This is a genomic window from Mycobacterium heidelbergense, from assembly GCF_050205645.1.
GTDB lineage: Bacteria > Actinomycetota > Actinomycetes > Mycobacteriales > Mycobacteriaceae > Mycobacterium > Mycobacterium heidelbergense_A.
Window position 1 is genome coordinate 203,819 of the sequence record NZ_JBNMQT010000004.1, and the last position, 12,121, is coordinate 215,939.

At 67.6% G+C, this 12,121-nt stretch carries 16 protein-coding genes and 1 pseudogene; 8 read left to right on the plus strand and 9 right to left on the minus strand.

The annotated features are described in order from the left end of the window. Nucleotides 1-3 precede the first annotated feature (3 nt). The 3 genes from hemQ (at nt 4) to ACQI5H_RS06225 (ending at nt 2,433) form a co-directional block, all read left to right on the plus strand. Nucleotides 4-711, plus strand: coding sequence for a hydrogen peroxide-dependent heme synthase (hemQ, locus tag ACQI5H_RS06215; protein WP_427078519.1), 708 nt, complete (start codon nt 4-6; stop codon nt 709-711). Further along, a complete protein-coding gene (locus ACQI5H_RS06220) occupies nt 708-1,460 on the plus strand; it encodes a class I SAM-dependent methyltransferase (protein ID WP_427078520.1) in 753 nt (250 codons plus the stop codon). The genes hemQ and ACQI5H_RS06220 overlap by 4 nt, the downstream gene beginning before the upstream one ends. A 124-nt stretch (nt 1,461-1,584) precedes the next feature. Then, nucleotides 1,585-2,433, plus strand: coding sequence for an endonuclease domain-containing protein (locus tag ACQI5H_RS06225; protein ID WP_427078521.1), 849 nt, complete (start codon nt 1,585-1,587; stop codon nt 2,431-2,433). Between the two features lie 64 nt (nt 2,434-2,497). On the opposite strand, the gene msrB is transcribed toward ACQI5H_RS06225, so the two are convergent. Genes msrB through ACQI5H_RS06245 form a run of 4 tightly spaced genes read right to left on the minus strand, consistent with a single transcriptional unit; the run spans nt 2,498 to nt 6,587 of the window. After that, complete coding sequence (msrB, locus tag ACQI5H_RS06230) at nt 2,498-2,908, minus strand: peptide-methionine (R)-S-oxide reductase MsrB (protein ID WP_427078522.1); 411 nt, start codon at nt 2,906-2,908, stop codon at nt 2,498-2,500. A gap of 9 nt (nt 2,909-2,917) precedes the next feature. After that, entirely contained in the window at nt 2,918-4,234 is a 1,317-nt protein-coding gene (aftC, locus tag ACQI5H_RS06235) for an arabinofuranan 3-O-arabinosyltransferase (RefSeq protein ID WP_427078523.1), read from the minus strand. A gap of 20 nt (nt 4,235-4,254) precedes the next feature. Further along, a complete protein-coding gene (locus ACQI5H_RS06240; RefSeq protein WP_427078524.1) occupies nt 4,255-5,814 on the minus strand; it encodes an alpha/beta fold hydrolase in 1,560 nt (519 codons plus the stop codon). Between the two features lie 14 nt (nt 5,815-5,828). After that, nucleotides 5,829-6,587 carry a pyrimidine reductase family protein gene (locus ACQI5H_RS06245; RefSeq protein WP_427078525.1) on the minus strand — a complete coding sequence of 253 codons (759 nt, stop codon included), beginning with the start codon at nt 6,585-6,587 and terminating at the stop codon, nt 5,829-5,831. Between ACQI5H_RS06245 and zapE the strand changes: the two genes are divergently transcribed. Then, nucleotides 6,586-7,662, plus strand: a complete 1,077-nt coding sequence (zapE, locus tag ACQI5H_RS06250) for a cell division protein ZapE (protein ID WP_427078526.1) — start codon at nt 6,586-6,588, stop codon at nt 7,660-7,662. The genes ACQI5H_RS06245 and zapE overlap by 2 nt on opposite strands. Here zapE and ACQI5H_RS06255 read toward each other — a convergent pair. Genes ACQI5H_RS06255 through ACQI5H_RS06265 form a run of 3 tightly spaced genes read right to left on the minus strand, consistent with a single transcriptional unit; the run spans nt 7,640 to nt 9,420 of the window. Further along, nucleotides 7,640-8,149, minus strand: coding sequence for a GNAT family N-acetyltransferase (locus tag ACQI5H_RS06255; RefSeq protein ID WP_427078527.1), 510 nt, complete (start codon nt 8,147-8,149; stop codon nt 7,640-7,642). The two genes, zapE and ACQI5H_RS06255, sit on opposite strands and share 23 nt — an antisense overlap. Further along, nucleotides 8,137-8,661, minus strand: a complete 525-nt coding sequence (locus ACQI5H_RS06260; RefSeq protein WP_427078528.1) for a hypothetical protein — start codon at nt 8,659-8,661, stop codon at nt 8,137-8,139. Before ACQI5H_RS06260 ends, ACQI5H_RS06255 begins: the two co-directional genes overlap by 13 nt. A gap of 21 nt (nt 8,662-8,682) precedes the next feature. Further along, complete coding sequence (locus ACQI5H_RS06265) at nt 8,683-9,420, minus strand: Clp protease N-terminal domain-containing protein (RefSeq protein ID WP_427078529.1); 738 nt, start codon at nt 9,418-9,420, stop codon at nt 8,683-8,685. A gap of 107 nt (nt 9,421-9,527) precedes the next feature. On the opposite strand from ACQI5H_RS06265, the gene ACQI5H_RS06270 reads away from it, so the two are divergent. Next, entirely contained in the window at nt 9,528-9,878 is a 351-nt protein-coding gene (locus ACQI5H_RS06270) for a DUF732 domain-containing protein (protein ID WP_427078530.1), read from the plus strand. Nucleotides 9,879-9,881: 3 nt separating this feature from the next. Here the strand turns inward: ACQI5H_RS06270 and ACQI5H_RS06275 are convergent, their stop codons facing one another. After that, the gene (locus ACQI5H_RS06275; protein ID WP_427078531.1) at nt 9,882-10,499 is read right to left on the minus strand and encodes a hypothetical protein; all 618 of its coding nucleotides are present in this window, start codon (nt 10,497-10,499) and stop codon (nt 9,882-9,884) included. 101 nt (nt 10,500-10,600) lie between these two features. Between ACQI5H_RS06275 and ACQI5H_RS06280 the strand changes: the two genes are divergently transcribed. Next, complete coding sequence (locus tag ACQI5H_RS06280) at nt 10,601-10,936, plus strand: DUF732 domain-containing protein (RefSeq protein WP_427078532.1); 336 nt, start codon at nt 10,601-10,603, stop codon at nt 10,934-10,936. Beyond that, a pseudogene (locus ACQI5H_RS06285) lies at nt 10,920-11,093 on the plus strand (cytochrome c oxidase assembly protein); the annotation flags it as partial. The gene ACQI5H_RS06280 and the pseudogene ACQI5H_RS06285, both read left to right, overlap by 17 nt. A gap of 74 nt (nt 11,094-11,167) precedes the next feature. Here the strand turns inward: ACQI5H_RS06285 and ACQI5H_RS06290 are convergent. Beyond that, nucleotides 11,168-11,503, minus strand: coding sequence for a DUF732 domain-containing protein (locus ACQI5H_RS06290; RefSeq protein WP_427078533.1), 336 nt, complete (start codon nt 11,501-11,503; stop codon nt 11,168-11,170). A 366-nt stretch (nt 11,504-11,869) separates the two neighbouring features. Between ACQI5H_RS06290 and ACQI5H_RS06295 the strand changes: the two genes are divergently transcribed. Continuing rightward, on the plus strand, nt 11,870-12,121 hold the full coding sequence (locus ACQI5H_RS06295; protein WP_427078534.1) for a hypothetical protein: 252 nt from the start codon (nt 11,870-11,872) through the stop codon (nt 12,119-12,121).

The window sequence follows — 12,121 nt, forward strand, 5'->3', positions numbered from 1 at the left end:
TTCATGGCCAAACCCGACGGCAGACTGGATTATGCCGCCCTGAATTCGCAGCTTCGCTACCTGATGTTCTCGGTGTTCTCGGTGCGCCCCGGCGAGCTGGGCGAGCAGCGCGACGCCGTGATCGATGACGCGTCGACGTTTTTCAAGCTGCAGGAAGAACGCGGCGTCGTGGTGCGCGGCCTCTACGACGTGTCGGGTCTGCGGGCCGACGCCGATTTCATGATCTGGACGCACGCCGAACGCGTCGAAGCGCTGCAGGCGACCTACGCCGACTTCCGGCGCACCACCACCCTGGGGCGCGCCTGCTCGCCGGTGTGGAGCAGCGTGGCGCTGCACCGCCCCGCCGAGTTCAACAAGAGCCACATCCCGGCGTTCCTGGCCGGCGAGGAGCCCGGCGCGTACATCTGCGTGTATCCGTTCGTGCGGTCCTACGAGTGGTACCTGCTGCCCGACGAGGAGCGCCGCCGCATGCTCGCCGAGCACGGCATGGCCGCCCGCGAGTACAAGGACGTCCGGGCCAACACGGTGCCGGCGTTCGCGCTCGGCGACTACGAATGGATCCTGGCGTTCGAGGCGCCCGAGCTGGATCGCATCGTCGACCTGATGCGGGAGCTGCGGGCCACCGACGCGCGACGCCATACCCGTGCGGAGACACCGTTTTTCACTGGCCCGCGGGTGCCCGTCGAGCAACTGGTGAACGCGCTGCCATGACAACACAATTCGACCCCACCGATCCGACCCGTTTCGAGCAGATGTACCGCGACGAGCGGCTGTCGCACGGCCTGCCCACCGCCACGCCGTGGGACATCGGCGGCCCGCAACCGGTGGTGCAGCAGCTCGTCGCGCTGGGCGCGGTCAAAGGCGAGGTGCTCGACCCGGGCACCGGCCCGGGCCATCACGCGATCTACTACGCCTCCAAGGGCTACTCGGCGACCGGGATCGACGGGTCGGAAGGCGCGCTGGAGCGGGCCCGCGAGAACGCGCGGAAGGCCGGGGTGTCGGTGAACTTCGAGCTGGCCGACGCGACCAAGCTCGACGGGTTCGATGGCCGCTTCGACACCGTCATCGACTGCGCCTTCTACCACACCTTCAGCACGGATCCGGAGCTGCAGCAGTCCTACGTGCAGGCGCTGCGCCGGGCCACCAAGCCCGGGGCGCGGCTCTACATGTTCGAGTTCGGTGAGCACGACGTCAACGGCTTCAAGATGATGCGGTCGTTGTCCGAGAACGATTTTCGTGACGTGCTGCCCCTCGGTGGTTGGGAGATCACGTACCTGGGCACGACCACCTACCAGATCAACATCAGCGCCGAGACCATCGAGCTGATGGCCGCGCGCAACCCCGACATGGCCGAACAGGCGCAGACGCTGATGGAGCGGTTCCGGGCGATGGAGCCGTGGCTGCAGGGCGGCCGGGTGCACGCGCCGTTCTGGGAATGCCACGCCACCCGCGCGGACTGACGCAGGTCCTACGCTCGCACCCGCTAGGGCCGCGACACATAAACGTCTGCGACGACACGCCGACATACGTCGCAATGGTTTATGTCTGGCGGAGCCTGGTTGCCAGTAGGTGCGTCTTTCGGTCATGGACGACGGGTTTGTTGGCAGCGAGGCCGTGCGGCAGGGGCGGCTGAGTCCTTACCAATTGCGCACCCGATTCCGTGCGATCTATCCCGACGTCTATCTGGCGGAGGGCGTGACGCCGACGCTGCGAACACGTTCGACGGCGGCGTGGCTGTGGTCCGACCGGGGCGGCGTTCTGGCAGGGCTCGCCGCCGCGGCCTTGCATGGCTCGAATTGGATCGACGACGACGAGCCGATCGAGCTGATCTGGCGTAACCAGCACGCTCCGGTTGGCGTGATCACCCGCAATCGGCGCGTCGAGCCGGATGAGATCACCCGGGTCGCGGGCCTGTCGGTGACCACCCTCGCGCGGACAGCATTTGACTTGGCAAGGCGACTGCCGACGAACGAGGCTGTGGCGCGGCTCGATGCGTTGATGCGAGCGACCCCGTTCTGCATCGAGGATGTGGGGCTGCTGGCCAAGCGGTACCCGCGTGCGCGGGGCCTGCGGCGGCTACGCGCGACGCTTCCGCTCGTCGATCCGGGCGCTGCGTCGCCCAAAGAAACCTGGCTGCGTCTCCTGCTGATCGGTGCGGGGTTGCCGGTTCCGGAGACTCAGATACCGGTGAATGAGAACTGGCGAACGGTCGGCGTGCTCGATATGGGCTGGGAGAAGTACAAAGTGGCCGCCGAGTATGACGGCGACCAACACCGCGCCGATCGCCGCCAATACGTGCGAGACCAATGGCGACTACGCAATCTCGAACGGCTGGGCTGGATCGTCGTCCGGGTGATCGCCGAGGACAAACCTCAGGATGTGGTGCGTCGCGTGCGCGACGCGCTCATCCGTCGCGGATGCCGCGAGACATAAACCGTTGCGGTGCGCTTCGGCGAGTCGTCGCAACTGGTTATGTGTCGCGGAAGGGGATGGAACGCTAGGCGCTCGCCGGGACCAGGCGCAGCGAGATCGAGTTGATGCAGTACCGCTGATCCGTGGGCGTGGGATAACCCTCGCCGGCGAACACGTGGCCCAGGTGGCTGTGGCAGTTCGCGCACAGCACCTCGGTGCGCGTCGTGCCCATCGAATGATCGGGGCGCAGGACCACCGCGTCGGAGTTGGCCGGGTCGAAGAACGACGGCCAGCCGCAGTGCGACTCGAATTTCTCTGTGCTGCGGAACAATTCGGCCCCACACGCCCGGCACTGGTAAACACCCTCTGTTTTGGTGTCGGTGTACTCACCGGTGAACGGCCGCTCGGTACCGGCGCGACGGAGCACCTGAAACTCCTCCGGCGTGAGCTTCTTGCGCCACTCGTCGTCGGTCAGCTGCAGCTTCGGGCTAGTCATGCATCCACGCTAGCTCGGATGGCGCTGACCCGCTGCGCCCGGCTCCGCCGCGCTTGCGATCAGCGCGGCGTGCTCGCGCTTGGCCGTCAGCCACGCCGGATCGATCCCGTTGTCCAGCCGGTCCTCGGCCTTGGCGTCCGAATACCGGAAGTACAGGATCGTAAACGTCACGATCAGCAGCAGCGACCAGCCGTAGGTGATCTTCAGGTATTCCAGGGCGCGGCCGTATCTCATCCAGTTGAACAGCAGCCAGCGGTCCAGCGTCATGAAGCCGTAGATCCCCAGCCATGCCGGCCAGTTGCGGATCACCGAGTTGGGCAACACGACCGTCATCAGGAACGGGAACAGCATCATCGAGTAGTAGCCCTGGGCCAGCGACAGCACCAGGAACGACCACAGCAGCAGCACGCCTGTCGACGTGGTGAACCAGAACAGCGGGTCGCGGGTGCGGTAGTAGCGGAGCAGCCACAGGGCGCCAATCGCGATCAGCGTGAACAAGATTCGCAGGAACACGATCAGCCAGGTGGGCAGCCCGAAGTACACGCCGTTGCCCTCGATCGAGCTGTTGAAGTAGTCGCGGGTGCCCATGATGTAAGGCACCGTGCGGGTGACGAAGTCCATTGGGTCGCTCACCAACGGCCAGGCGGCCAGGTTGATGACGACGGGAACCGCGAACGCCGGCACCAGCGTTCGCCACTGCCGGTTCAGCAACGGCAGCAACAGCAGCGGCCCCAGCACGGGTTTGAGCGTCAGGGTCAGGCCGATCGCCAATCCGGCCCACCACTGTCGGCTCACCCTGCCGTCCAGCAGCCAGCGCAGGAACAGCATCTCGGCCAGCAACACGCACCCGTTGATGTTGGTGAACACCAGCGTGTTGGTCACGGTCTCGGTGCAGAACATCGCCAGCAGCAGGGCGGGGGCGGCCACCGAGGACAGCGTGAACTTGAACAGCCGCAGCAACAGGTACCAGGCGATCAGGATGGCGATCGTGTTGATCAGGATGAACAGGTAGCGCGACGGCGCGAACGGCAGGTATCCGAACGGCGCCATCAGCAGCGTGCCGCCGGGGGGATACAGATAGTGCGGGTCGACGTAGTCGAAGTGTTCGTTGTAGATGTCCCAGCCGCGCCGGAAGTTCAGCACCGCGCGGTAGACCGGCTTGAAATCGTCGGTGATGTTGCCGTTGGTGGTGACCACGATGCTGCGATGCAGCACCGACAGGATGGCCACCGGCCACAGCGCCGACCGCAATATCGTCGCCGTACTCGGTGCGCCGGTGCGGGGTCGAAAGGCGTCCAGGAGCGCGGTCACCAGCGCACCGTACACCGGGGGTAGGGGGCCAAGTATCAGGCGGGGCAGTAGGTGTCGGTTCCGGGCAGTTTGCCGCTGTTGAGATAGCCGATCAGCGGCGGCACCGCGCACGGCGAGTAGATGCTGGCGCCGTGGCCGATGCCCTGCCACATCACCCGCTTGCTGGCCGCGTTGGCGTTGATGATCGTGGCGGCGGTCGCGGCGACCCCTTCGCTGCCCACGATCGGGTCGTTCTGCACACCGGACAGCAGGACGTCGACCTTGAGCTTCTTCGGCGGCGCGGGCGGCGAACCGGTGGGCCAGTGCACGCATTTGACCAAGTTGAGCGCGGCGACCGTGCCGAACTGCGGGTAGAGCTTGCCCCACGCGACGACCAGTTCGCGAACCCGATCCGGGGTCGGCCGGTTGATCGCGTCGCTGCAGGAGTTGACGAACTGGCCGTCGGAGTCCTGGGTAGCGTCGGCGTGGTTGATCAAGCTGTTCAGCTGGTTGGCGTCGCCGGACCGCGCCGCGGACAACGCGTTGGCCAGGCTGGTGGTGGCGCCCACGCGGCCGCCCGACGGGAAGCCCAATGCGACGGTGACGGCGTTGGCGACCTGTGCCACGGACGCGCCGCCGGGCCCCTTGCCCGCGCGGGCATCGGCCAGCAGCGCGCTGACGGCGCCCTTGGGATCGGCGCCGAGCGCGCAATTCACCGCAATGCACTGGGCGGCGAACGCGTCGAGTGCGGCCTGCTGGCCCTTGACCTGTTGTTCGGCGGCCGCTTCGGCGTTGACGCCCAAGGCAATTGGCGAATCGAGGATCAACCGCGCGACCTTGTCGGGCCGCGACGCGGCGTAGGCCAGCGCCACCTGGGCGCCGTTGCCGATGCCGACCAGGGCGACGGCGGGCACGTCCCACAGGCTGCGCAGCCGCTCGATGTCCGAGGCGGCGTGTGCGTTGTCGTAGGCGTTGTCGCCGGGCGCGATGGCGTCGGTGCAGTTGGTGGTGGCGGTGTTGGCGATGTCGGACAGGTTGGCGACCGGGTCGTCGCCGGTCTGGAATTGCGCCTGATCGCGCATGGCCGTGCGGGCGGAGTGATCCCGGCAGTCGATCGGGTTCGACATGCCGATGCCGCGGCGGTCCACGGCGACGATCGGGTGGGTCTGCAGCACGTCGGCGCCCGCCTGGGAGAGCCAGACCGGCAACTGCGCGGAGGACGCGAGGTCGGAGCCGGTGGTGAAGACGAGGGGCCCGGCGTCCTTCGGGGTCTGGCTCGTCCGCGCGCGGACCACGCCGATTGTCACCGTCCCGGACCCGCCGTTGACGGGGTCGAGGTCGGCGTCGTAGTTCGCGCAGTCGAGTTGGATCCCGGCCGGGGGTCGCAGCGCCGCGTCGTTGAAAAGCTGTGACGTGCAGTCGTGCCAGGACAAGTCGTTCTTGGGCGCGGCGATCGGCGGGGGACCGGCCGGCGGCGGCTTGGTCGTGGCCGCGCCCTGCGGGCGGGCACCGGAATTCGTGGCGAACCGCGGGTCGGCGCCCAGGCCCGGGACGCAGCCGGCCACCGCGACGCTCGCCGCGACCAGGATCGCCGCGGACGCCAGCTGCCGACTCATGCCGACCACAGTAGCTAGACCTTCACGTAGCGGGTGTACAGGTAGCCGGCGTCGTCGCTGAGAACATGCGCGCAGCGCATCGGGGTGAGCACCTGGCCCGGGCCGGTGGCGATGCGCCGTGCCAGGCCGCCGACGACGTAGGGCGCGATGGTCAGGCACAGTTCGTCGAGCAGGTGGCGCTGGACGAACGCGCCGAGCAGCATCGGTCCGCCCTCGGTCAGGACGTGGCGCATGCCGCGCGCCCCGAGGATCGCCAGCAGGGCGGCCTCGTCGACCTTGTCCGGATCGCGGCCCGAGCAGTCGATGACCTCGGCAAGACCGGAGAGCCGGCGGCGTGTCGCATCGGCGGCCGCCGTGCAGGTGAGCACCAGCGGCGGTACTTCGGTGCGGGTGAACACGCCCATGTCCCGGTCGAGGTGGCCCGACTTCGTCACGATCGCCAGTCGCGGGACTTCGCTTTGCCCGCGGGCCTGCCGGCGCTGGCGTTGGACCGCGCCCAGATGCGCCCCGGAGTATCCCTCGATCCGTACGGTGCCCGCGCCGACCACGATGACGTCGGCGAGCTCGCGAAGCAGGTGGAAGATGAATCGGTCGCCGGGCCCGGCCATGGTTCCGGTTTTGCCGTCGGCGGTGGCGCCGCCGTCCAGGCTGGTGATGAAGTTCGCCCGCACCCATGTCCCGTCGGGATAGGCGTAGAGCTGGGGGAGTTCGCCGTCGTCGAGTTCGCGCGCCGTGCCGAGCAGCGTCAGCGGCGGCGCCTCAGGAAGGGGCATGGGCTCGATTGCAGCACGCCGCTACAGTTCCTGCATGCACGGGTCCGCTTCCGGCCGGGTGGCTCAGCTGGTGGATCGGCATCCCACCGTGTCGCCCGAGCGGCTGATCGCCCAATTGCGCCCGCCGCCAACGTTCGCCGACGTGAGCTTCGCGACGTACCGCCCCGATCCGGCCGAACCCACCCAGGCGGCGGCCGTCGTGGCCTGCCGGGATTTCTGCGGGGAGGCGGTGCAGCGCCGGACCGGCCGCCGAAAGCTGTTCGGCAGGCGGGCGGTATTGCCCGGCGTCGGGCTGTATCTGGACGGCGGTTTCGGCGTGGGCAAGACTCACCTGCTGGCCTCGGCCTACTACGAATTGCCGGGCCCCAAGGCGTTCGCGACATTTGGGGAGCTGACCCAGCTGGCCGGGGTGTTCGGCTTCGCCGAATGCATCGACCTGCTGGCCGACTATACGGCGGTGTGCATCGACGAGTTCGAACTCGACGACCCGGGCAACACCACCCTGATCTCGCGGATGCTCTCGTCGTTGGTCGAGCGGGGCGTGTCGGTGGCCGCCACCTCCAACACCCTGCCCGAGCAACTCGGTGAGGGCCGCTTTGCCGCCCAGGACTTTCTGCGTGAAATCAACACGCTGGCAAGGATTTTCACCACGGTGCGGATCGAGGGCCCGGACTACCGGCACCGCGATCTGCCCCCGGCGCCGGCGCCGCTGCCGGACGATCAGGTCGCCGCGCGTGCCGCGGTGGTCGAGGGCGCGACGCTCGACGACTTCGACGCGCTGTGCGCGCACCTCGCGACCATGCATCCGTCGCGGTATCTGACCCTCATCGAGGGTGTGACGGCGGTGTTTTTGACCGGCGTGCACGGCATCGACGACCAGAACGTCGCGCTGAGGCTGGTGTCGCTGACCGATCGCCTGTACGACGCCGGCGTCCCGGTGGTGGCGTCCGGGGCGAAGCTGGACACCATCTTCAGCGAGGAGATGCTGGCCGGCGGGTACCGAAAGAAGTATTTGCGGGCGACGTCACGGCTTTTGGCGCTGACCGCCGCGGTCAACGCGCCTCGCGGGTCATGACGAAGTCGTCCTCGGTGCCGTCGCCCACGTGAAACTTCCTGGTGCCGCTGACTTCGAAACCGCTCCTGGCGTAAAAGCGTTGTGCGCGTTGGTTTTTCTGGTTGACTCCCAGCCAGACGCGGCGCACGCCCCAGTCGGCGGCCAGTGCCAGCGCGCGCTCCATCAGCGCCGTCGAGACCCCGGTGCCGTGCAACTCCGGGAGGACGTAGATCTTCGACAGCTCGGCGGCCTCAACGCCGCGAACGAGCATGGCGTACCCGATGATTCGGCCGTTGCGCGCGGCGGTGAGTACGGCATGTTGCGGGTCGGCCAGGTATTCCGCGAAGCGGGCGGCCGACAGGTGGGTGTCGATGAACGACGCGATGTTCTCCGGCGCCAGCGACGGCGGACACGCCAGCGGGAAGGTGCGCGCGGCGACCGCGGCCAGCTCGTCGGCATCGACGTCGTCCGTCGTGGCGAGGTGAACCTCGAGCGTCAGAGGTTCCACTGCGCGAGATGCTGGCCCGTCTTCTTGTCCAGCAGTACGACATTGGAGACCGGATCGCGGTAGGCGTCCCAGTACACCCCGCCCCGCACGATCGCCCCGTTGGGCGCATTCGTGAGCACGTTGTCCAGCGCGTCGGGTGCGTCGGTGGCACGCGGCTTGTAGGCGTCGGCGAATGGCGTCACCCCGTCGAAGCTGAACACGGTCGCCATGATGAACGGGTTGGGCACCCGGATCGCGCGGACCGTTACATCGGCGCGGTTAGGGGTGCTGCCGGGGAAGCTTTTGATCGGAACCCCGCTGCGGGTGTAGCCGAATCCGGGCGGCGGGTCGCAGGGCGCGACGCTGCTGACGGTGACGTCGGCGATGTAGGTGTCGGTGGCCACCCGAAGCGTGTCGCCGATGTGTCCGATCGGTGCGTCTTGAGCCCGCGCGGGCGGAGCCGCAATCCCGGCGGCGGTGAGGCCCGCGGCGGCAACGAGGAAGGCGGACAGGGCGATCAGCCAGCGATGCATCCTCGCATGATTGCACAGGCGCTATGGCGAAGGGGAGGGGTACTTGCCGCTGGCCAGTGCTTCGAGCACCGCCGCGGCATCGTCATCAACCCGGCCTTTGTCGACGCCGGCGGAGTGCAGCGGGCCGGCGCCGTCCTCGAGCTCGAGCAGGGCCAGCAACAGGTGTTCGGTGCCGATGTAGTTGTGGCCCAGCCGAAGTGCCTCCCGGAAGGTCAGTTCGAGCACCTTGCGCGCCGGGCCGCTGAACGGGATGAGTTTGGGAGGCTCACCGGTGGACGGGGGAAGCGTTATGGCGGCCCGGAGCGCTTCGACGTCGACCTGTTGCCGCTGCAGCAGCTGCACGGCCAGCCCGGCCGGATCGGCCAGCACGCCGAGCAGCAGATGGTCGGGGGTGATCTCGGCGTTCGCCGCCTGGTGCGCGGCGTTCTGGGCCGCGACGACGGCGTTGCGGGCCCGCGGCGTGAAGCGCCCGAAACCCTGTTCGGGATCCAGGGTGGTGGCCTCGGCCCGGGGGACGAACCGCTTCTGCGCGGCCTGCTTGGTGACGCCCATGCTCTTGCCGATGTCCGTCCAGGACGCCCCGGACCGGCGCGCCTGGTCGACGAAGTGCCCGATCAGGTGGTCGGCGATCTCACCCAAATGCTCGGCCGCCAGCACGGCGTCGGCCAGTTGATCCAGCGCATCGTTATGTACCTGCTTGATCGCGTTGATCATCTCGTCGAGGCGGACGGGATACGCGATGGGTGTGGAATCGGGCATGTCGTCAACGGTAGGTTGACGCCTCCGTGATGTCAACCGAGGGTTGACGGTTAATGGTTTGTTACACGTAGTGCGGGCCGGTACCTGCGCTGAGACAATGCTGACTCATGAAACTACTTCTGACCCTGGCAGGTTTTGCCGCCGTGATCGGCCTGGCCGTGCCCGCGCACGCCGATAGCACCGACGACGCGTTCATCACCTCGCTCAAAGCCGCCGGCATCTCCTACTCCGACGCGGATGCGGCGGTGGGGGCCGGAAAATGGGTGTGCGACAAGGTAAACGGGGGCACGGACGTGTCGTCCGTCGTCAAGACGCTCGCAACCAAGAACGCCTCGCTGAACCCGGACAAAGCCACCAAGTTCGCGGCCATCGCCGAGAACGCGTACTGCCCGGATGCCCTCTCGGCCAGCAGCTCGAGCCCGAGCTCTGACACCCCCGCGCCTGACACCCCGTCGTAGGAGTCAATCTTCGGTCGGCGCCGCCTCGCCCTCGTCGGGTGCCGTGGTTGGCGCGCGGCGGCCGCCCGGCGCCCGGCCGAGTTCCAGCGGGCCCAGCCCGGGAAGGGTGCGCGGGGGCGTCGGAACCGATCGTCGCCTCCGCCAGTGGCCAGCCCGCGAAAGCCGCCAGTCGGCCGCCCATCTCCACTCGTAGACCTCGGGCGTGCTCAGATTCCACGCCAGTGCCGCCATCCTCAGGCCGGTGCCGCGGGCTTCCATCCACGAGGCGATCACCCAGACCCTGTCGAGGTCGTCATCGGGAATTTCAAAACCCCACGACAGTTCTTCGTCGTCGCAGCCCATCGACGGGCGTATCGCGGGTTTGGGCGTCGAGACGTCGAACCGATTGCCGCCCGCTTCGAGGTCGAGCCCCACTTCGTAACGCACGGTCGGCCCCGCCATCCGCAGCCTCACCTCGAGCCGGGCCTGGCCCCGGCGGCGGGGCGTGAGCCGATCGATAACCATCACGACGCCTTTGGCGCGCGGGTTTTTGTGCTGTGTCCCTAGTCGATTCGCGAGGGCAATCAGCCCGAGCACAGCGATGATGCCGACAAAGACGTCGAGAACGATGATGGCCGCCACGTCGTCCTAGATAACACCATCCGCCCACCGGCTCGGCATTCGCCCGGGGTGCACGCCGGCGCGGCCTCTGCCAGAATCGGGGAGCTATGAGACGTCTGCCGATGCTGTTGAGCGTCGCCACCATGATCGCGATGGCCGCGCCGGCGCACGCGGACAACACGGTCAATGGCAACGATCAAGCCTTCCTCGCCGCGCTTAACCAAGCCGGGCTGACTTATCAGGACCCCGACCGCGCGGTGGCGGCCGGCAAAAAGGTGTGCGATCTGGTCACCGGGGGAATGGCCGCCGTGGACGTCGTCAAGAACCTGGAGCAATACAACCCCGGGTTCGCGGGCGACGGTGCCGCGAAGTTCACGGGCATCGCGGCAGAGGCGTACTGCCCCGCCGCCCTCGCCCGCGCGCGTCAGGACGCATCGCTCGCGGCCTTGGGGCGCTGACGGGCGTCCATCCGGTGTCTGGTGGATCCTCGGTGATGTTGTCGGGGTGCCGTTCGTGCTGCTGTTGATGCGCGCGCTGTCCCGCGACGAGAAAGCACACGCGGTGCGGGTCGACGCCGAACTGGACTCGGCGGCCGCGGCTAGCGGTTCCACGTAAATGGCTGCGGCGCAGTGCTTTACGCGGCTCGATGCGGGGGCCCGGGCGGGCCCCCGCATCGACGGTGGTGGCTGTTAGGTCGAGGTGACGTATTGCGGGCAGTAGGCCGCGGCGGCGTCGACGGCGAACGTCTTGGCGCCCTTGGCGCTCAGGCCGGTGGACTGGGCCACCGCGCTGATGACCTCCTGGCTCGAGTGGCCGTTGTCGAGGGCTTTGCAGACGGCGTGGCCGTCGTTGATGGCGCGCGCCGCGGTGGGCGGCGTGATCCCGTCGGCTTGCAGCTGCGCGAGGAAGGCGTCGTCGACGGTGGTGGCGCCGGCGGTGCCGGCGAAGCCGAGTGCGGCGAGGCCGAGTGCGGCGGCGGTCAGGGTGGCGCGGGCGGCGGGGGCTGCGAAACGGCGAGTGAACATCGGGGTACTCCTTGTGCTGATGTGTGTTGTGGGGGGCGCTGTTTTGCGTTGACAACAGAATCGGCACAGGGCCTTTATGGTTTCTCAATAAATTCTTGACGAACTCGATAGGAGAGCATCGTCCGAGGTCAAACGGCCTGGGCGTGTTTTCGGCCTGTGAGCCACTTGTATCTCAATAGTGACGACTGCATCTATAGTCACGTTTGCACCGTTGGTAACATGAAACGGCTGGCGTCTCCGGCCCGCACCGATCATGCCGGCGACCGCCTTGTCGCTCGGGCGGCAAACGCAGACACCCAATACGAGCCGCTACGCAAACCTGGGGCGGTTGACTGCGTCCGGATTCAACACCGAAACGGGAGAAAAGTGGATAGCACTACCGAATTGATCATGCTTGCGGAAGCCGTTGTGCGGGGGAACAACATCGACCCCGGGCGATTGTGCAGGGCTGCCATCGCAGTCGCGGACAATCCGCCGGAGGACCAGGAGCTGGCCCGCTTCGCCGATCTCTTGATCGACGCATCGTTTGGATGGGCGCGGTTCAATGGCTCGCGGCTGAGATTGGCGACCGCCGTCCGGGCCTACGCGCTCGCGGCATCACTCATGGTTGCCGACTGA

What these genes read in the sequence shown, in the direction of transcription:
- zapE (WP_427078526.1), top strand. Translation starts at nt 6,586, where the DNA reads ATGGGCTCGATTGCAGCACGCCGCTACAGTTCCTGCATGCACGGGTCC.
- ACQI5H_RS06260 (WP_427078528.1), bottom strand. Translation starts at nt 8,661, where the DNA reads ATGCATCGCTGGCTGATCGCCCTGTCCGCCTTCCTCGTTGCCGCCGCG.
- ACQI5H_RS06240 (WP_427078524.1), bottom strand. Translation starts at nt 5,814, where the DNA reads ATGAGTCGGCAGCTGGCGTCCGCGGCGATCCTGGTCGCGGCGAGCGTC.
- ACQI5H_RS06270 (WP_427078530.1), top strand. Translation starts at nt 9,528, where the DNA reads ATGAAACTACTTCTGACCCTGGCAGGTTTTGCCGCCGTGATCGGCCTG.
- ACQI5H_RS06265 (WP_427078529.1), bottom strand. Translation starts at nt 9,420, where the DNA reads ATGCCCGATTCCACACCCATCGCGTATCCCGTCCGCCTCGACGAGATG.
- ACQI5H_RS06290 (WP_427078533.1), bottom strand. Translation starts at nt 11,503, where the DNA reads ATGTTCACTCGCCGTTTCGCAGCCCCCGCCGCCCGCGCCACCCTGACC.
- ACQI5H_RS06280 (WP_427078532.1), top strand. Translation starts at nt 10,601, where the DNA reads ATGCTGTTGAGCGTCGCCACCATGATCGCGATGGCCGCGCCGGCGCAC.
- msrB (WP_427078522.1), bottom strand. Translation starts at nt 2,908, where the DNA reads ATGACTAGCCCGAAGCTGCAGCTGACCGACGACGAGTGGCGCAAGAAG.
- ACQI5H_RS06220 (WP_427078520.1), top strand. Translation starts at nt 708, where the DNA reads ATGACAACACAATTCGACCCCACCGATCCGACCCGTTTCGAGCAGATG.
- ACQI5H_RS06245 (WP_427078525.1), bottom strand. Translation starts at nt 6,587, where the DNA reads ATGCCCCTTCCTGAGGCGCCGCCGCTGACGCTGCTCGGCACGGCGCGC.
- hemQ (WP_427078519.1), top strand. Translation starts at nt 4, where the DNA reads ATGGCCAAACCCGACGGCAGACTGGATTATGCCGCCCTGAATTCGCAG.
- ACQI5H_RS06225 (WP_427078521.1), top strand. Translation starts at nt 1,585, where the DNA reads ATGGACGACGGGTTTGTTGGCAGCGAGGCCGTGCGGCAGGGGCGGCTG.